Raw genomic sequence first — 17,819 nt, 5'->3', positions numbered from 1 at the left:
GTGGTTCCGCGTGGCACGATGACGCGATGAGCGACGACCGCCCCACCGATCGTGACTTCGACCTCGTGCTGTTCGGCGCCACGGGGTTCACCGGCGGCCTCACCGCCGACTACCTCGCCGCGCACGCGCCCGCCGGCCTGAGGTGGGCGATCGCCGGGCGCAACGCCGACAAGCTCGAGGCCGTACGCCGCCGGCTGGGCGAGCAGGGAAGCACGGGCGTCGAGGTCCTCGTCGCCGACGCGGCCGACCCCGCCGCCCTGGCCGACGTCGCCCGGCGGACGCGGGTCGTCGCGACCACGATCGGCCCCTACCTCGAGCACGGCGGCCCGCTGGTCGCGGCGTGCGCGGAGGCCGGCACCGACTACCTCGACCTCACCGGCGAGCCCGAGTTCGTCGACCAGACCTTCCTCGCGCACCACCAGACCGCCCTGCGCACCGGCGCGCGGCTGGTCCACGCGTGCGGCTTCGACTCGATCCCGCACGACCTCGGCGCCTACTACACCGTCCAGCAGCTGCCGTCCGACCAGCCGATCACCCTGCGCGGCGTGGTCCGCTCGGGCGGCACCTTCTCCGGCGGCACCTTCCACTCCGCCCTCGACCAGTTCGCCCGCGCCAGGCAGATGCGCACGACGTACGCCGCCCGCCGGCGGGCGGAGGTGCGTCCCGAGGGCCGGTCGTCGCGCGCCGTCGGGGGCAAGCCCCACCGCGACCCGGTGCTCGGCTACTGGCTGCTCCCGCTGCCGACCATCGACCCGATCGTGGTCGCGCGCTCCGGCGCCGCGCTGGCGGCGTACGGCCCGAAGTTCCGCTACTCGCACTGGGCCGGCACCAAGACGCTGCGCTACGCCGCGGGCGGGGCGGCCGCGGTCGGCGCGCTCACCGTCGCGTCGCAGGTCAAGCCGCTGCGTGACTTCCTCAAGAGCCGGGTGCCGCAGGGCACCGGGCCCGACGAGGCCAAGCGCGAGAAGTCGTGGTTCACCGTCGACTTCGTCGGCGAGGCGGGCGGGCAGACGGTCCACACCCGCGTGTCCGGCGGCGACCCGGGCTACACCGAGACGGCGAAGATGCTGTCGGAGGCGGCCCTCTGCCTCGCGCTCGACGACAACCCCGAGACGGCCGGGCAGGTCACCCCCGTCCAGGCGATGGGCGACGCGCTGCTCGTGCGCCTGCAGAAGGCCGGGATCCGCTTCGAGAACGTCTGAGCCGGTCGGCTAGGCCGGATCGGTCAGCGTGCTCAGGTCCAGCAGCCGGACGTTGCGCGGGTCGCCGTTGGCGGCGAGCGACCAGATGGTCGTGTCGTGGTCCGCGCCCGGGAGGCGTACGACGGCCTCGCCCGCCACGTGGAAGTGGCCGTGGGCGACGAGCCGGGGACGTACGCCGAGGACGGCGCGGGTCACCTGTGCCATGCCCTCGTCCGCCTCGGCGAGGATCACCTCGGGCCAGTCGTTCGGGTTGCCCTCGGCGATCTCGCGCACCGGCGCGGTGCACCACGGCGGCGCCGGGCTGTCGTGGAGGAGCACCACGTCGGCCGGCCCGCCCGCGATCGTGGCCGCGACGTGCTCGTCCGTGATGACCTCGGTCGGCCACCAGTCGACGCCCTCGGTCAGCCGCAGGCGGTTCACCGACGGTGCCCCGCCGAGCGCGACGAAGGACCGGCCGCCCATCTCCCAGCGGTGGCCGCGCGGCAGCAGCGTCACGTGGTCGGTGACCTCGATCGACCGGGGCCTGCCGTCGCCGTCCTGATGGGCCGGGTCGGCCCACATCGCGTCGAGCCGGGCCCAGTCCTCGTGGTTGCCGTTGACGCACAGCAGCCGCAGGTCGTGCTCGGTGCAGACGGCCTCGATGGCCGCGAGGTAGTCCTCGGACCGCGGGCCCATCCCGAAGCGCAGGTCGCCGAGCTGGCACACGACCTCGACGTCCCCGCGCTCGCCCAGCTCCCGCAGCCGGGCGACCGCCCACTCCCGGTCGCCCTCGAGGTCGCCCACCAGTCCGATGATCACGGCGGGGATGGTGCCACACGGCTCGGAGCTCCGGCGCGCACGACACCACGGCCGCACCGGACCCGATGAACAGCCGATGAACGCCCGGCCCAGGGGGTAACCCGGCCTCGGGCGGCATCGTTCTTCCGGCGTGTGCGACCACCACGACGGCCCCGCCATCGACCGACGCGCCCTGCTGCTGAGCGGGGCGGGCGTGGCGACGTACGCCGCCACCGCCGGACCCAGCCCGGCCGCGGCGGCGAGGCAGCGGCGGACCCGGCAGCCAGCGGTGCTGAGCTTCAGTGGCCACTTCGACGGCGTCGCCACACCGGACTGGCACTACCTGCCCGTGCGGGTGCCACGCGGCGTCCGCGAGATCCACGTGGCCTACTCCTACGACAAGCGGGACACCGGCGCGGGCTTCAGCGTCAACGTCATCGACATCGGGATGTTCGACCCGTCCGGGCACGACCTCGGCAACACCGCCGGCTTCCGCGGGTGGTCGGGCGGGGCGCGGACGGAGTTCCGCATCGCTCGCGGCTCCGCGACCCCGGGTTACCTGCCCGGGCCCATCACCGCGGGCGTCTGGCACGTCGTGCTCGGACCGGTCGCGATCGTGCCGCCCGGCGTCGACTGGCGCGTCACCGTGACGCTGACCTTCGGGCCGCCGGAGCCGGCCTTCGAGCCGCGGCCCGCGCCACGGGCGGTGGCAGGCACGACGAGCGGGTGGTACCGCGGCGACCTGCACCTGCACACCGTGCACTCCGACGGCCGGTGGACCCAGCCGGAGCTCCTCGCCGCCGCCCGCGCGGCGGGCCTGGACTTCATCGGCTCCTCGGAGCACAACACCTCCAGCGCCTCGCTGTCCTGGGGCGAGCACGTGGCCGACGACTTCCTGGTCATCAACGGCGAGGAGGTCACCACCCGCGCCGGCCACTGGCAGGCGATGGGCCTGCCCGCCGGGGCGTGGATCGACTGGCGCTTCCGACCGGCCGACGACCAGCTCGGCCGCTTCACCGAACGGGTCCGCTCGCTGGGCGGACTCGCGATCGCCAACCACCCGTGGGTGCCGATTCCCTCCACCAAGTGGGACTTCGGGTACGCCTACCCCCACATGGACGCCGTGGAGATCTGGAACGGACCCTGGACCCCCGACGACCAGACCGGCGTCGAGCACTGGCACGCCCTGCTCGTGTCCGGACGCTTCGTCCCCGTGGTGGGCAACTCCGACTCCCACCACGCCGGTCAGACCGTCGGTCGCGCCCAGACTGTCGTCCGGGCCGCCTCGCTCTCGAGCGGCGCCGTCGTCGCGGGCCTCAAGGGCGGCCACTCCTGGCTGGCCGAGTCGTCCGCCGTCGACCTCGAGCTCTCCGCCGCTGTCGACGGTCGCACCGCCGAGTGCGGCGACCGGCTCGGCGCCGGCCCCACCGACGTTGCGTCCGTGCGCCTCGTCGTCTCCGGGGCGCCCGGCTGCCTCCTCCAGGTCCGAGGCCCCGCGGCCGTGCTCGGCGGCGCGCTCACCGACGCGGCGGGGCGCGGCGTCGTCGAGGTCGCCGTACCCGTCGCGACGGCGGCGTTCGTGCGCGCGGAGGTACGGCGCCCCGGCGCGGCGCCGGTCGTCAACCCCCTCGAGGGGGCTCCGGCCGCGCCGATGGTGGCGATGACCAACCCGATCTTCCTGACCTGACCCGGGTCCCGGCGCTGGCTGGGGAGGCCCGCTACTCGTTGACGAGCACCGGGACGCCGATGGCCGCCGAGGCCGCCTTGCCGGCGAACCTGTCGGGCACCGCGACGCGGAAGGCGGCGTGCTCGTCGGGGTGGCCGCCCTGCTCCTCGTGATGTGCCTCGTCGAGGTGATAGGTCCAGCGGCCCTCGCCGAGGTAGGCACCGGAGGTGTCGTAGAAGCCAGGCATGACGCTGTGTGCGCCGACGCGGTGGGCCCGAGCCCCGGTCCCGACGGCGCGCCGAGCCGGTGGGCACGCGCCGTCGAGGCTCGGGTCACGTTCAGGAGAGCGGAGTGACGGTCGCCTCGTAGGCGAGGATCTCGGTGTTGTTGCCCTCGCCGAAGTCGTCCGGGGCGGCGTACATCGTCAGGTGGTCGCCGACTGCGTCGATGTCGGTGGGGTTGCGGGTGACGACGTGCCCGGCGGTCGACCACAGCTGGGTGGGGACCTCGTGCAGGATGCGGCGGGTCCGCAGGTCCAGCAGCGCGAAGCCGCCGAGCTCGTACGGCGTGCTGGCGTCGGGCTGAGCGGGCAGGCCGGCGATGCCGGAGCACAGGGTCTTGCGCGAGGTGACGTACTCGCAGTCCTGGTAGTCGATGAAGTGGCTGTCGTTGAGCCACCTCGCCTTCTGCCGGCCGGAAGTGGACCACTCGTAGAAGCGACGTGAGCCCCAGGACTGACCCACGAGGCGGCCGGTCTCCTGGTCGCGGACGACGCCGCCGATGTGGTCGGAGACCCTGAACATCTCCTGCGCCTCGAAGGTGTCCGGGTCGACCTCGTAGATGATCGCCGCGCTGTCGGGGCGGTACTCGGCGACGGGCAGCCAGATGTTGCCGTCCTGGTCCACGTCGAGACCGCCGGGGTGGTACATGTCGCCCTCGCCCAGGACGATGTCCTTGACGAGCGTGCCGTCCTTCTCGAGCACGAACAGGTGACCGACGCCCTTGCCGGGGCTGCGGTCGTACCCGCCCACGGGCTCCGGGTACTTCTGGGGCCGCTCGATGATCTCCACCGACGACAGGTAGATCCGGTCGCCGACGACTTCCATGGCTTGGGGGTGGTGGGTGTCGAAGTCGAGGCGCAGCGTCCCCGTCTTCGTCCAGGTGGTGCTCCGGGAGACGTTCTCGAAGGCGCCGACCAGCGGATCGTCGTCCGCGGGCGGCGCGCCTGCTCGGGCGGACGCGGCCGTGGTCAGGCCGAGGACCAGCGCGGCGGCACAGGAGATGGAGGTGAGGCGACGGGTCACGGGGACTCCTCGGTCGGGGGCAGGTGCCCGGGACGCTAGGGACGACCGGCCTACTCGCGGTGACCCTGCTGCGAACACCCGGAGAACGGAGCGGGGCCGCGGACCGAAACGGAGGCCCGCCGCCCAATGGCCGGCCCGCCGTCGACGCCTCGTCGCAGTCCGTTCGCCGGGCGGCCCGTTCCTCCCCGGAGCCTGCGCGTCATGACCACTCGGAACCTCAAGACCGGCTTGGCCTCCCTCGTCGCCGCCACGGCTGTCGTCGCGGCGCCCGTCCAGTCCGCCGGTGCGGCGCAGTCCCACGAAGCCGCTCAGCCCACCTTCGACCTGCAGGCACACCGTGGCGGCCTCGGCCTCACGGTCGAGAGCACTCTTGCCTCCTTCGACCGGGCCATCCGGCTCGGCGTGAGCACCCTCGAGCTCGACGTCCAGATCACCCAGGACGGTCAGGCCGTGGTCACCCACGACCGCAAGGTCAACGGAGGCAAGTGCCAGGACACGCACCCGGTCACGGCTGGCGACCCGGAGTACCCCTACGTCGGCAAGTACGTCAACACCCTGTCCTTGGCCCAGGTCCGCACCCTCGACTGTGGCAGCCAGACGCTGCCGCAGTTCCCCGGTCAGACGGCGTCGCCCGGCGAGCGGATGCCGCTGCTCAGCGAGGTCTTCGATCTGGTCAAGGCCTACGAGGCGCACGACCTGAAGCTCAACGTGGAGACCAAGGTCGAGGCCGGGGCTCCCAGCCAGACCGCGCCCCGGGAGCAGTTCGTCCAGGTGACCGACCGCGAGATCCGGTCGGCGGACATCGCGCCGCAGGTCACCATCCAGAGCTTCGACTGGGGTGCCCTGATGCGGATGAAGCAGGTCGACCCGCGCCTGCCGCTGGTGGCGCTGACCAACTACGACTTCCTCCAGACCGGTCAGCCGGGCAAGTCCCCGTGGCTCGGAGGGCTCGACATCGACGACTTCGGCGGCGACCCGATCAAGGCGATCGACAGCTTCGGCGCCTCGGCGTTCTCCCCGGTGCACGGCTTCCCGCAGAACGGCAAGGTCACCGACGCCGACTACAAGCCCTACGTCACCCAGGACATGGTGCAAGCCGCCCATGCCCGCGGCATCAAGGTGATCCCGTGGACCGTCGACGACAAGCCGACGATGAGCAAGCTCATCGATGACGGGGTCGACGGGCTGATCACCGACTACCCCGACAGGCTCCGCGAGGTCCTGGCCGAGCGGGGGTACGAGCTGCCGGCGCCGCACGTCGCGCCGCGGCAGGCTGCGCCGCTGCAGCAGGCCCACGCCCACAACGACTACGAGCACAAGCGCCCGCTGCAGGACGCGCTGGACCACGGCTTCACCAGCGTCGAGGCCGACGTCTGGCTCGTCGACGGGCAGCTGCTCGTCGCCCACGACCGTGATCAGGTCCAGTCCGGCCGGACGCTGGAGGCCCTGTACCTCTCCCCGCTCGAGGCCCGCCGCCGGATGAACGGTGGCACCGAGTACCCGGGCTGGGACGGCTACTTCCAGCTGCTCATCGACGTGAAGTCGGAGGCAGGTCCGACCTGGGCGGCCATCGACGAGGTCCTGCGAGAGCACCCGAACCTGATGACGACCTTCACCCCCACGGAGACGCGCCGGGGCGCGGTCACGGCGGTGATCAGCGGCAACCGTGACAAGGCCGCGATGCTCGCCCAGGCCGAGCGGTACGCCGGCTACGACGGCCGGCTCGCCGACCTCGACAGTGGCGTGCCTGCGTCGTTCATGCCGCTGGTCAGCGACAACTGGACCAAGAACTTCACCTGGGACGGCAGCGGCGAGATGCCGGCAGCCGAGGAGCAGAAGCTGCGCGACATCGTGACCACGGCCCACGACCGCGGTTACCGAGTGCGCTTCTGGGCCACGCCGGACCAGCCCGGACCCGCCCGCGAGCGGCTGTGGGCCAAGCTCGTCGCGCTCGGCGTCGACCAGGTCAACACCGACGACCTCGACGCGCTGGAGCGCTCGCTGACTCCCTGACGAGGGATGTCCCGCGACACGCATCGACGGTGTCGCGGGACATCGCTGTCGTGCCCCAGGCGCGAGTCGAACGCGCGACCTTTCGCTTAGGAGGCGGCTGCTCTATCCACTGAGCTACTGGGGCGTCGCCGGGTCACCCGGAGGTTCTGCGGCGGGCAGCATCCTGCCACGACGTCGTACGCCGTCGCGCACCCGCGGGCGGTCGGGCAGCCGATCGGGCTCCCGAACCAGTGGTGTCGCGGAGGACGAAATCTTGTCCGAGTGAAGTAGGTTCGTGCCGGTCAGCAGTACACCCCCTGTCGAAGGTGAGCCCCGTGTCGGATGAGTCGCGCCCGGAGACTCCCGACGGCGCGCCCAAGCGCAAGGGCACGGCCCCGCGCAAGCACGCGGTCGGCCGCGTCATCCTGATCACTGCCGTCGTGCTCGCCCTCGTCACCGGTCTGGGGATGGTCTACTTCGTCCGCCACCTCAACGGCAACATCACCGGCGTCTCGCTCGCCGAGCTCGGTGACGACCGGCCCGAGAAGGTCTACAAGGGCAACGGCGAGCCACTCAACATCCTGGTGATGGGGTCCGACTCGCGTGACTGCGAGGGCTGCGACATCGACCAGGAGGGCGGCGGCGGCTCCGACACGACCATCCTCGTGCACCTGTCCGCGGACCGGAGCCGGGCGTACGCCGTCTCGATCCCGCGCGACTCGATCGTCGACCGTCCCGAGTGCAACGACGGCGAGTCACCTGAGGCGTCCGAGGTGATGTGGAACGCCGCCTACACCGAGGGCGGGCCGGTCTGCACCGTCGCGCAGCTCGAGTCCACCACCGACGTCTACGTCGACCACTTCGTGGTGGTCGACTTCAACGGGTTCGGCGACATGGTCGACGCCGTCGGCGGCGTGCCGGTCTGCGTCCCGGAGGACATCGACGACCCGAAGCACCAGATCTTCGTGCCGAAGGGCGACCCGTCGGTGCTCAGCGGGGACCAGGCGCTCGACTACGTCCGGGCGCGCTACGTCGGCGACCTCGAGCAGCAGAACGACATCTCCCGGATCCGGCGCCAGCAGACCTTCATCGCCGCGCTCGTGCGCGAGGTGAAGTCGGCCGGCACGCTCACCCGCTTCGACAAGGTCGTCAACTTCCTCGACGCCGCCACCAAGTCGCTCACCACCGACACCGAGCTGGACTCGGTCACCCGGCTGGGCAAGATCGCCATGCAGCTGCAGAGCATCGGCCTCGACAAGGTGAAGTTCGTGACGCTGCCGACGGAGTACTTCTCGCGCGACTCCGACCACTGGGGCAAGGTCTTCTGGACTCCGGAGGCCACCAAGATCTGGAAGCTCATCAACGCGGACAAGGAGCTGCCCGCGAGCCTGATCGGCGGCAGCTCGATCAGCGCCGAGCCCCCCGCCAGCTCGCAGGAGAGCCAGACCCCGACCGAGACGCCCAGCTCGACCGAGTCCCCCTCCGAGTCCCCCTCCGAGACGCCGTCGGAGACCGCCTCGCCCAGCGAGACCCCGGCGCCCACGGAGACCGAGACCACGAAGCCGGAGCCCGTCCCGGGAGTCTGCGCGTGAGCACCCCCGAGGACGTCCCCGAGCGGGAGCCGGAGTGGCAGCGCCGCCGACGCCTGGCCGCGGTCTTCGGTGACAGCACGCCCGAGCAGACCAGCGACGACACCGACGCCCGCGAGGACAAGGCCGGCAAGGGCGACGCCTGGTACCGCGACCAGGTGCCGCCCCACCACGGCTGACGCCCTCCCCGGGCGAGGCGTGGGTCAGACGGTGCCGCCGCGTGCGGCGAGCAGGTCGCGGATCTCCTCGAGCAGGGCGACGTCGGCGGGCGTGCCCTCGGCCTCGGAGGGGAAGAAGCGCTCCTTGGCCTTCGTGTAGGGCATCACGATGAAGAAGTAGACGACGGCGCCCATGATGAGGAACGAGATCACGGCGTTGAGGAAGGCGCCGAAGCTCTGCTCCTCCGTGGAGAAGTAGCTGGAGGCGGACTCGGGCATGAGTCCGGTGAGCCAGGCCGTGAAGGTGGTGACGACCGCAGCGAACGCGAGCGCCATGATCAGGCCGGTGGCGATCTCGATCAGGTTGCCCTTGAGGATGAAGTTCTTGAAACCACTCATGCTGTGCCTCCTAGTGGGCCCGAGAGGGGCCTCGGTCGAGCGAGTGGCCCTCACGCTAGCGGTCCCACGACACCGTCAGGAACTGTGACAGCGCCGCGCCGCTGATCTCGATCGCCTCGGCCGCGGAGGCGCCGATGACGACGAGCGCGCCGCCCGAACCTCCGGCCGGACCCTCGGGCGCACCGGTCGGGGTGGCCAGGACGGTCACGTCGCGCGCGACCACGGCCGACGTGCCGGTGCCGGGGTCGGTGGCGACCAGGTCGACCTCGTCGCCCGGGCGCAGCAGCATCGCCATCCCCGCGTCGGGCAGCCGGACGGGGAGGATCGTCTCGCCGGGCTGCGCCAGCGCCAGTGCCGGACCCACGACGCGTACGTCGGTCAGCACCTCGCCGCGGCCCACCGGGGCAGCCAGGACCCGGCCGGTCGCCGCGGTCGCCGCGTCGGGTGGCGCCAGGTCGGCGGGGAAGGCTCGTCGGACGAGGTCGTCGTCGGCGAGCCGGGTGCCCGAGGGCAGGTCGCGGGCGGCGACCAGCACGTCGACCGTGTCGGGTGCCGGCGGCGCGAGCGTGCGCAGCGCGCTGACGGTGGCGGCCGCGACCAGGGCTGCGGCGATCAGCCGGCGTCGGCGCCGCAGCTGGTGGCGTACGGCGCGCAGCCGGCGCCGGGTCGGCGGGAGTCCCGGGAGCATCCCCCGACGCTAGCCGGATCGCCCCGGTCGCGCTGGGGCCCTCCACAGGCGTCAGTCGGACGAGGACGAGGTGGAGGAGGACGACGAGGAGGTCGACGAGGTGGACGACGTGGACGACGAGCCGGAGGTCGAGGAGGTCGAGGCCGCCGGCGTGGAGGAGGACGAGCCGGAGCGGCTGTCGGTGCGGTAGAAGCCCGAGCCCTTGAAGACCACGCCCACGGCGTTGAACAGCTTGCGGAGCTTGCCGTCGCACTGCGGGCAGACGGTCAGCGCGTCCTCGCTGAAGCTCTGGAACTGCTCGAAGGAGTGGCCGCACTCGGTGCAGGCGTATTGGTAGGTGGGCATGTCTGGAGTCCTCGGCTGGTGCGTGGGTGCTGCAAACGGGAGATCGGCCACGGCCGGCGCGCGACGCGCTGGCACTCGAGCCCTTCGACTGCCAATGGTACGGCACAATGGGCGACGCGATGAGCGAGCCGTCACCCACCCCCGCACCCACAGTCACCCCCGAGCCGGGCTCCGGCACGCCTCACCCCCACTGGTGGCAGACCTTCAAGCGCGCTCCCCGCGGCGTGCGGTGGGCGGCGTGGACCGCCGTCGGCCTGGTGGTGGTGTTGCTCGTGGTGGCGCTCGCGGCGGTGGTCGTCGTACGCCGTCCGCTGCCGCAGACCAACGGAGACGTCGAGGTCGCTGGCCTGTCCGCGTCGGTGGAGGTGATCCGCGACGACCACGACATCCCGCAGGTCTACGCCGACACCGACGCCGACCTGATGCGCGCCCAAGGCTACGTGCACGCCCAGGAGCGCTTCTTCGAGATGGACTTCCGCCGGCACGTGACGGCGGGCCGGTTGTCCGAGCTCTTCGGCGAGGACTCCCTCGAGACCGACAAGTTCATCCGCACGATGGACTGGCGAGGCGTGGCCGAGCAGGAGTGGGCGCTCCTCGAGCCGTCGACGCGCGACGCGCTGACGGCCTACGCCGAGGGCGTCAACGCCTACCTCGCGGAGCGCCGGCCCTCCGAGCTCGCCGCCGAGTACGCCGTGCTCGGGCTGACCGGCCTCGACTACACGCCAGAGGAGTGGGACCCGGTCGACTCGCTGTCGTGGCTCAAGGCGATGGCCTGGGACCTGCGCGGCAACATGGACGCCGAGGTCGACCGGGTGCTGCTGTCGCTCGACCACACCGAGGACGAGATCGCCGCGCTCTGGCCCGCCTACCCCTACGCCGACCACCCGCCGATCGTCTCGGGCGGAGGGGTCGTCGACGGCGTCTTCGAGCAGAACGCGTCGGGCAACGCCACCCGCAACCCGCGCCGTCCGGCGTACCCATCCGCTGTCGTCGACGCCCTCGAGCGCGTGCAGGACCGGATGGACGCGATGCCCGAGCTGATCGGCAAGGGCCGCGGCATCGGCAGCAACTCGTGGGTCGTCGACGGCGAGCACAGCGCCACCGGCAAGCCGCTGCTCGCCAACGACCCGCATCTCGGCATCAGCCAGCCCGGCATCTGGATGCAGATGGGCCTGCACTGCCGCGAGCTGAGCGCCGACTGCACGCTCGACACCTCCGGCTTCACGTTCTCCGGCGTGCCGGGCGTGATCATCGGCCACAACGCCGACATCGCCTGGGGGATGACCAACCTCGGCCCCGACGTCACCGACCTCTTCCTCGAGCAGACCGAGGGCGACGACCGCTACGTCCGCGACGGCAAGACCGAGCCGATGCAGGTCCGCACCGAGACGATCAAGGTGCGCGGCGAGGACGACGTCGAGCTGCGGGTGCGCGAGACGGTGCACGGGCCACTGATCAGCGACGTCTCCTCGGACTTCGCGACGGTCGGCGCCAACGCCCCGACCGACGAGCCCGGCGAGCGCGGCAGCGGGTACGCCGTCGCGCTGGCGTGGACGGCCCTCGAGCCCGCCCCGACGGCCGACGCGATCCTCGGACTCAACCGGGCGTCGGACTGGGACGAGTTCCGCGCCGCCGCCGCCGACTTCTCGGTGCCCGCGCAGAACCTGGTGTACGCCGACCGCGAGGGCCACATCGGCTACCAGTCGCCCGGCCGGATCCCGATCCGTCGCGCTGGCAACGACGGCACCATGCCGGTCGAGGGCTGGATCAGCGCCAACGACTGGACCGGCGACTACATCCCCTTCGACGGGCTGCCGAGCGTGCTCGACCCGGAGGAGGGCGTGATCGTCACCGCCAACCAGGCGGTCGTCGGCGAGGACTACCCCTACCTCCTCACCCAGGACTGGGACTACGGCTACCGCTCGACCCGCCTGCGCGAGGTGCTCGAGGCGGAGGGCGAGCTGTCGGTGCAGGAGATGGCCGAGCTCCAGCTCGACTCGACCAACCCGATGGCCGAGACCCTCGTGCCCTACCTCCTCGACATCCCCGACCTGCCCTCGCCCTACTACCGCAACGCCCAGCGCCTGCTGCGCCACTGGGACTTCACCTCACCGGCCGACAGCGCGCCGGCGGCGTACTTCAACGTCGTGTGGCGCAACCTGCTCGAGCTGACCTTCCACGACGACCTGCGCCAGCGCACCTGGCCCGACGGCGGCGACCGGTGGTTCACCGTCGTCACCGCGATGCTCCCCGACCCCGCGGGCCCGTGGTGGGACGACGTGGAGACCGACGAGGTGGAGACCCGCGACGACATCCTCCGCGAGGCGATGATCGCCGCCCGCGACGAGCTCACCCGGCGCCAGGCGCGCGACCCGCGCCGCTGGACGTGGGGCCACCTGCACCGGATGAACCTCCACAACGCGACGCTCGGCGAGTCGGGCGTCGGGCTGGTCGAGCGGCTGTTCAACCGCGACGGGTGGCAGGTCGGCGGCGGGTCCGCGATCGTCGACGCGACCTCCTGGAACGCCGTCGACGGCTACGAGGTGACCGCCGCGCCTTCGATGCGGATGGTCGTCTCGCTCGCCGACTGGGACGACTCCCGCTGGATCAACCTCACCGGCGTCTCCGGGCACCCGGCGTCGTCGCACTACTCCGACCAGACCGAGCTCTACGTCGACGGCGAGACCCTGCCTTGGGCCTACAGTCGCGACGCCGTCGAGGCCGCGGCCGACGACCGGCTGGTGCTCACGCCCGCCACCAGGTAGGTCTCGGTTGCGATCACCGGGTACCCGGCGATCCTTCGGGTTATCGACCGTTGCAACGGTCGATAACCTCGCCGATCACCGGGTACCCGGTGATCCCGACAGGGGGACGACGCCGCCGGCGGTCAGCGCGAAGCCGACCCGCACGTCGTGGGGGTCGCTGGGGACCGCCAGGCCGACCTCGTCGTCGTAGAGCACGACCGCCACCGGGGTGCCGGCGGGCACCCGCGCCAGCGCGCGGTCGTACGACCCGCCGCCGCGCCCGAGGCGGTCGCCGCCGGGGGAGACCGCCAGCCCCGGGACCAGCACCAGGTCGGCCGTTCGGACCGCGTCGACGCCCAGCCGCGCTCCGGCCGGCTCGTAGAGCCCGCGAACGGCCTTCATGATGCTGGCCGGGCCGTCGTAGACGCCCCAGTCGAGGTCGTTGTCGGGCAGCAGCACGGGAAGAAGCACCCGCTTGCCGGCGGCGACGAGCGCGTCGAGGAGGAGCCCGGTGCCGGGCTCGCCGCCGACCGAGACGTACGCCGCCACGGTGGCCGCGTCGCGGACCGCCGCCCAGCCCGTCGCGACCCGCGCGACGTCGGCCGCGAAGTCGGCCGCGGCCCCGAGCGGACGGCGCTTGCGGGCGGCCAGCACCTGGTCGCGGAGGGCGGTCTTGGCAGCCGTGCGATCGGCCGACTGTGGTGTGTCCACGGAAGCAGCCTACGATCGAAGCATGGCAAGCAAGGGCAGCACGTACGGCCTCGACCTGGCGCGCGAGAAGATGCGGCAGGCCGGCGTCGACGAGGTCGCGATCGACACGTTCGCGCACTACTACCGGCTCCTCGAGCACGGTGAGACCGGCATGATCGCCGAGGACACCATCGAGCCCCTCGACATGGAGGCGCTGGCCGACGTCGAGGTGTCCGACGAGGTCGCGTCCGAGGCGATCCGCAAGACCGCCGTGATCAAGCTCAACGGCGGCCTCGGCACCTCGATGGGCATGGAGCGCGCCAAGTCGCTGCTCTGCGTACGCCGGGGGCTGAGCTTCCTCGACATCATCGCGCGCCAGGTGCTGCACCTGCGCAAGCAGTACGACGCGACGCTGCCGCTGATGTTCATGAACTCCTTCCGGACCTCCGCGGACACGATGGAGGCGCTGGCCCGCTACGAGGACCTGCCGGTCGACGGCCTGCCGCTGGAGTTCCTGCAGAACAAGGAGCCCAAGCTGCTCGCCGCGGACCTGCTGCCGGCCTCCTACCCCAAGGCGCCCGACCTCGAGTGGTGCCCGCCCGGCCACGGCGACATCTACACCGCGCTGCGCGGCACCGGCCTGCTGGCGCGGCTGCTCGACGCCGGCTACCGCTACGTCTTCGTCTCCAACTCCGACAACCTCGGCGCAGTGCCCGACGCCCGCGTGGCCGGATGGTTCGCGGAGAGCGGCGCGCCGTTCGCGATCGAGGCCGTGCGGCGTACGCCGTCGGACCGCAAGGGCGGCCACTTCGCCCGCCGCAAGGCCGACGGCCGGATCGTCCTGCGCGAGTCCGCGCAGACGCTCGACAAGGACAAGGAGGCGCTGGCCGACCTCACCCGTCACCGGTTCGCCTCCACCAACAACCTGTGGTTCGACGCGCAGGCCATGGTCGAGGCCCTCGACGCCCGCGGCGGCATCCTCGGGCTGCCGCTGATCCGCAACGTCAAGACCCTCGACCCCGCCGACCCGTCGACCCCGGAGGTCATCCAGATCGAGACCGCCATGGGGGCGGCGATCGAGGTGTTCGAGGGGGCCCGCACGATCGAGGTCGGCCGCGACCGGTTCGTGCCGGTGAAGACCACCGACGACCTGCTGGTGCTGCGCTCCGACGTCTACGACCTGGGCGGCGACTTCGTGCTGGACCAGGTCGGCGACGAGGTGCCCTTCGTCTCGCTCGACGGCGAGTTCTACAAGTTGGTCGGAGACTTCGACAAGCGCTTCCCCGACGGGGCGCCGTCCCTGCGCGAGGCCGAGTCGTTCACCGTCGAGGGCGACTGGACCTTCGGCCGCGGCGTACGGGTGGTGGGCGACGTGACGCTCAACGCCAAGGCCGCCCAGCGGGTCGAGGGCGGCGCCGTCCTCAGTGAGGACAAGGATGACTGAGGTGCTGCCGGGCCTCCTCCCGGTGGCCGACTACATCGAGCGCATCCTCGCCACCGTCTCGCCGCTGCAGGCGTTCCCGCAGCCGCTGATGGAGGCGCTGGGCCTCGCGCTGGCGGAGGACGTCGTCGCGCCGATCTCGCTGCCGAGCTTCGACAACTCCGCGATGGACGGCTACGCCGTGGTCGCCGACGACGTCGCCGGCGCGAGCGAGGACTCCCCGGTGACCCTGCCGGTGGTCGGTGAGATCGGTGCCGGCCAGTCGTCGATCCTCGCCCTCTCGCCCGGCTCGGCCGTGAAGATCATGACCGGTGCCCCGGTCCCGGCGGGCGCGACCACGGTCGTGCCCTACGAGTGGACCGACCGCGGGGTGGCGAACGTCCGCATCTCCCGCGCGGCCACCCCCGGGCAGCACATCCGCCCGGTGGGCGACGACATCTCCGAGGGCGACATGCTGCTCGAGGAGGGCACCGTCCTGGGCCCACGGCACCTCGGCATGCTCGCCGCCGTCGGCCGCGCGACCGTCCGCACCCGGCCGCGTCCGCGCGTCGTCGTCATCAGCACCGGCTCCGAGCTCCGCGACCCCGGCACCCCGCTGGGCCACGACTCGATCTATGACGGCAACTCCTACCTCCTCGCCGCCGCCGCGCGTGCCGCCGGTGCGATCGCCTACCGCGTCGGCATCGTCCCCGACGAGACGCACGCCTTCACCGAGGCGCTCAGCGACCAGCTGGTCCGCGCCGACCTCGTCGTGACGAGCGGGGGAGTGAGCGAGGGCGACTTCGACGTCGTGAAGGAAGCGCTGTCGCAGCACGGCACGATGTGGTTCGGCGGGGTCGGCATGCAGCCCGGCAAGCCGCAGGGCTTCGGCACGATCGGGGAGGACGACACCCCGGTCTTCACGCTGCCCGGCAACCCCGTCTCCTCCTACGTCTCCTTCGAGATGTTCGTGCTGCCGGCGATCCGCCGGATGATGGGCAAGCTGCCCTACGTCCGGCCCACCGCGCGGGCCCGCCTCACCCACGGGTTGTCCTCGCCCGAGGGCAAGGTGCAGCTGGTGCGCGCTCACCACGAGACCGACCGCGGCGGCACGTTCGTCTCGCCGGTCGGTGGCCACGGCTCGCACCTCATCGGCGACCTCGCGGCCGCCAACTGCCTCATCGAGGTGCCGGCCGACGTGACCGCGATCCAGGCCGGGGAGATGGTCGCGATCCGCAAGCTCGACGAGGAGTTCTGATGGTGGGCTCCGAGCGCCTGACCCACGTCGACGACACCGGCGCCGCCCGCATGGTCGACGTCGGCGACAAGGCCGTCACCGCGCGTACGGCGTCCGCGACCGGCCGCGTGCTGGTCAGCCGGGCCGTGACCGACCTGCTCCGCGGCGAGGGGGTGCCCAAGGGCGACGCGCTCGCGGTGGCCAGGATCGCGGGCATCATGGGCGCCAAGCAGACGCCCGCGCTGATCCCGCTGTGCCACCCGCTGTCGATCTCCGGCGTCACCGTCGACCTGGCGGTCACCGACGAGTCGGTCGACATCACCGCGACGGTGCGCACCACCGACCGCACCGGCGTCGAGATGGAGGCGCTGACGGCGGTGTCGGTGGCAGCGCTCACGGTGGTCGACATGGTGAAGGCCGTCGACAAGGCGGCGGTCATCACCGACATCCGCGTCGAGAGCAAGAGCGGCGGCAGGTCGGGAGACTGGGTGCGATGAGCCTCCGTGCCGCCGTCGTGGTCGCGTCCAACCGCGCCTCCGCCCGGGTCTACGCCGACGAGACCGGACCGCTGATCGCGGACTGGCTGCGCGGCCAGGGCTTCGACTGCGACGACCCCGCCGTCGTCCCGGACGGCGACCCGGTGCGCGAGGCCATCTCCGCCGCGGTCGACGCCGGCGCCCGCCTCGTGCTCACCACCGGCGGCACCGGGCTGACCCCGACCGACCGCACGCCCGAGGCCACCGCACCGCTCCTCGACCGCGAGGTGCCCGGCATCGCCGAGGCCATCCGGGCCGCCGGCGTCGCCCACGGCGTACCGACCGCGATGCTCTCGCGCGGGCTCGCCGGGATCGTCGGCGACTGCCTGGTGGTCAACCTCCCCGGCTCGCGCGGGGGAGTGAAGGACGGGCTGGGCGTGCTCGAGCCGGTCGTGCGCCACGCCGTCGAGCAAGTAGTCGGGAGCGACCACTGAGCACCACCGCGCCGGGCTGGCCCGCGCGCCTGGAGTCCGAGGGCGTCGTCGTCCGGTCGCTGCGCAAGTCCGACGCCGACGAGTGGCAGGCCGTGCGCGCCCGCAACCACGACTGGCTGCGGCCCTGGGACGCGACGGTCCCGCCGGGTGCCTCCCCGCGCCCCACGTCCTACAAGCTGGTCGTGAAGTCGCTGCTGCACCAGGCGAAGCAGGGCCTGTGCCTGCCGTTCGTGATCGAGCTCGAGGATCGGTTCGTCGGCCAGGTCACGGTGAGCAACGTGGCGCGCGGCTCGGCCCAGTGGGCCTCGATCGGCTACTGGGTCGCGGCCGAGGCCGCCGGGCGGGGCGTGGCGCCGCGCGCGGTGGCGATGGTGATCGACCACTGCCTGGGCCCGGTGGGGCTGCACCGCCTCGAGATCTGCGTGCGCCCGGAGAACACCAACTCGCTGCGCGTCGTCGAGAAGCTCGGCCTCGAGCAGGTCGGCTACGCGCCGCGCTTCCTGCACATCGACGGCGCCTGGCGCGACCACCGGATCTTCGCGGTCACCGCAGAGGAGTGCCCGGAGGGCGTCGCGGCCAGGCTGGCGACACACCAGTCACACCAGTAGTTCTGCGACACACCACTTGACATCCGCCCC

General features: G+C 72.2%; 18 protein-coding genes and 1 tRNA gene. 11 read left to right on the top strand and 8 right to left on the bottom strand.

Features of this window, described 5'->3' with window-relative positions; all coding sequences use genetic code 11:
- Positions 1-26: 26 nt before the first annotated feature.
- Positions 27-1,202: a saccharopine dehydrogenase family protein gene (locus tag ACS3YM_RS14670; protein ID WP_439937168.1), complete on the top strand. Its 1,176-nt coding sequence runs from the start codon at positions 27-29 to the stop codon at positions 1,200-1,202.
- Positions 1,203-1,211: 9 nt separating this feature from the next.
- On the opposite strand, the gene ACS3YM_RS14665 is transcribed toward ACS3YM_RS14670, so the two are convergent.
- On the bottom strand, positions 1,212-2,000 hold the full coding sequence (locus tag ACS3YM_RS14665; protein ID WP_439937167.1) for a hypothetical protein: 789 nt from the start codon (positions 1,998-2,000) through the stop codon (positions 1,212-1,214).
- Positions 2,001-2,130: 130 nt separating this feature from the next.
- On the opposite strand from ACS3YM_RS14665, the gene ACS3YM_RS14660 reads away from it, so the two are divergent.
- The gene (locus ACS3YM_RS14660; protein ID WP_439937166.1) at positions 2,131-3,666 is read left to right on the top strand and encodes a CehA/McbA family metallohydrolase; all 1,536 of its coding nucleotides are present in this window, start codon (positions 2,131-2,133) and stop codon (positions 3,664-3,666) included.
- A gap of 31 nt (positions 3,667-3,697) precedes the next feature.
- Here ACS3YM_RS14660 and ACS3YM_RS14655 read toward each other — a convergent pair whose 3' ends face one another.
- Positions 3,698-3,892, bottom strand: a complete 195-nt coding sequence (locus ACS3YM_RS14655) for a hypothetical protein (protein WP_439937165.1) — start codon at positions 3,890-3,892, stop codon at positions 3,698-3,700.
- Positions 3,893-3,983: 91 nt separating this feature from the next.
- Positions 3,984-4,949, bottom strand: a complete 966-nt coding sequence (locus ACS3YM_RS14650) for a DUF6454 family protein (protein WP_439937164.1) — start codon at positions 4,947-4,949, stop codon at positions 3,984-3,986.
- A 201-nt stretch (positions 4,950-5,150) separates the two neighbouring features.
- On the opposite strand from ACS3YM_RS14650, the gene ACS3YM_RS14645 reads away from it, so the two are divergent.
- A complete protein-coding gene (locus tag ACS3YM_RS14645) occupies positions 5,151-6,962 on the top strand; it encodes a glycerophosphodiester phosphodiesterase family protein (RefSeq protein WP_439937163.1) in 1,812 nt (603 codons plus the stop codon).
- Between the two features lie 51 nt (positions 6,963-7,013).
- Here ACS3YM_RS14645 and ACS3YM_RS14640 read toward each other — a convergent pair.
- A tRNA-Arg gene (locus ACS3YM_RS14640) sits at positions 7,014-7,086 on the bottom strand.
- A 190-nt stretch (positions 7,087-7,276) separates the two neighbouring features.
- Here ACS3YM_RS14640 and ACS3YM_RS14635 point away from each other — a divergent pair.
- Both ACS3YM_RS14635 and ACS3YM_RS14630 read left to right on the top strand, forming a co-directional pair.
- Positions 7,277-8,533: an LCP family protein gene (locus tag ACS3YM_RS14635; RefSeq protein WP_439937162.1), complete on the top strand. Its 1,257-nt coding sequence runs from the start codon at positions 7,277-7,279 to the stop codon at positions 8,531-8,533.
- A complete protein-coding gene (locus ACS3YM_RS14630; protein ID WP_439937161.1) occupies positions 8,530-8,709 on the top strand; it encodes a hypothetical protein in 180 nt (59 codons plus the stop codon). Before ACS3YM_RS14635 ends, ACS3YM_RS14630 begins: the two co-directional genes overlap by 4 nt.
- A gap of 24 nt (positions 8,710-8,733) precedes the next feature.
- On the opposite strand, the gene ACS3YM_RS14625 is transcribed toward ACS3YM_RS14630, so the two are convergent.
- The 3 genes from ACS3YM_RS14625 to ACS3YM_RS14615 are packed head-to-tail and all read right to left on the bottom strand — an operon-like array spanning position 8,734 to position 10,120.
- Entirely contained in the window at positions 8,734-9,087 is a 354-nt protein-coding gene (locus ACS3YM_RS14625; protein ID WP_439937160.1) for an MscL family protein, read from the bottom strand.
- Positions 9,088-9,142: 55 nt separating this feature from the next.
- Positions 9,143-9,775 carry an SAF domain-containing protein gene (locus ACS3YM_RS14620; RefSeq protein ID WP_439937159.1) on the bottom strand — a complete coding sequence of 211 codons (633 nt, stop codon included), beginning with the start codon at positions 9,773-9,775 and terminating at the stop codon, positions 9,143-9,145.
- Between the two features lie 51 nt (positions 9,776-9,826).
- Positions 9,827-10,120 carry an FmdB family zinc ribbon protein gene (locus ACS3YM_RS14615; RefSeq protein WP_439937158.1) on the bottom strand — a complete coding sequence of 98 codons (294 nt, stop codon included), beginning with the start codon at positions 10,118-10,120 and terminating at the stop codon, positions 9,827-9,829.
- 119 nt (positions 10,121-10,239) lie between these two features.
- Between ACS3YM_RS14615 and ACS3YM_RS14610 the strand changes: the two genes are divergently transcribed.
- Positions 10,240-12,885, top strand: a complete 2,646-nt coding sequence (locus ACS3YM_RS14610) for a penicillin acylase family protein (RefSeq protein ID WP_439937157.1) — start codon at positions 10,240-10,242, stop codon at positions 12,883-12,885.
- 75 nt (positions 12,886-12,960) lie between these two features.
- Here the strand turns inward: ACS3YM_RS14610 and ACS3YM_RS14605 are convergent, their stop codons facing one another.
- On the bottom strand, positions 12,961-13,575 hold the full coding sequence (locus tag ACS3YM_RS14605; RefSeq protein ID WP_439937156.1) for a 5-formyltetrahydrofolate cyclo-ligase: 615 nt from the start codon (positions 13,573-13,575) through the stop codon (positions 12,961-12,963).
- Between the two features lie 22 nt (positions 13,576-13,597).
- Here ACS3YM_RS14605 and ACS3YM_RS14600 point away from each other — a divergent pair, with 22 nt between their 5' ends.
- From ACS3YM_RS14600 to ACS3YM_RS14580, 5 genes are read left to right on the top strand one after another with little or no spacing between them, the layout of a single operon-like run.
- Complete coding sequence (locus ACS3YM_RS14600) at positions 13,598-14,998, top strand: UTP--glucose-1-phosphate uridylyltransferase (RefSeq protein ID WP_439937155.1); 1,401 nt, start codon at positions 13,598-13,600, stop codon at positions 14,996-14,998.
- On the top strand, positions 14,991-16,232 hold the full coding sequence (glp, locus tag ACS3YM_RS14595; RefSeq protein ID WP_439937154.1) for a molybdotransferase-like divisome protein Glp: 1,242 nt from the start codon (positions 14,991-14,993) through the stop codon (positions 16,230-16,232). The genes ACS3YM_RS14600 and glp overlap by 8 nt, the downstream gene beginning before the upstream one ends.
- A complete protein-coding gene (gene moaC, locus ACS3YM_RS14590) occupies positions 16,232-16,708 on the top strand; it encodes a cyclic pyranopterin monophosphate synthase MoaC (RefSeq protein WP_439937153.1) in 477 nt (158 codons plus the stop codon). The genes glp and moaC overlap by 1 nt, the downstream gene beginning before the upstream one ends.
- Positions 16,705-17,181 (top strand): MogA/MoaB family molybdenum cofactor biosynthesis protein, encoded by a 477-nt coding sequence (locus ACS3YM_RS14585; protein WP_439937152.1) that lies wholly within the window; start codon positions 16,705-16,707, stop codon positions 17,179-17,181. The genes moaC and ACS3YM_RS14585 overlap by 4 nt, the downstream gene beginning before the upstream one ends.
- The gene (locus ACS3YM_RS14580; RefSeq protein ID WP_439939901.1) at positions 17,070-17,789 is read left to right on the top strand and encodes a GNAT family N-acetyltransferase; all 720 of its coding nucleotides are present in this window, start codon (positions 17,070-17,072) and stop codon (positions 17,787-17,789) included. Before ACS3YM_RS14585 ends, ACS3YM_RS14580 begins: the two co-directional genes overlap by 112 nt.
- The last annotated feature ends 30 nt before the right edge of the window (positions 17,790-17,819 follow it).

This window comes from Nocardioides sp. N13(2025), from assembly GCF_051912545.1.
Taxonomy (GTDB): domain Bacteria; phylum Actinomycetota; class Actinomycetes; order Propionibacteriales; family Nocardioidaceae; genus Nocardioides.
The sequence above is the reverse complement of the archived record's forward strand: the minus strand, read 5'-3'. Positions and strand labels throughout refer to the sequence as shown.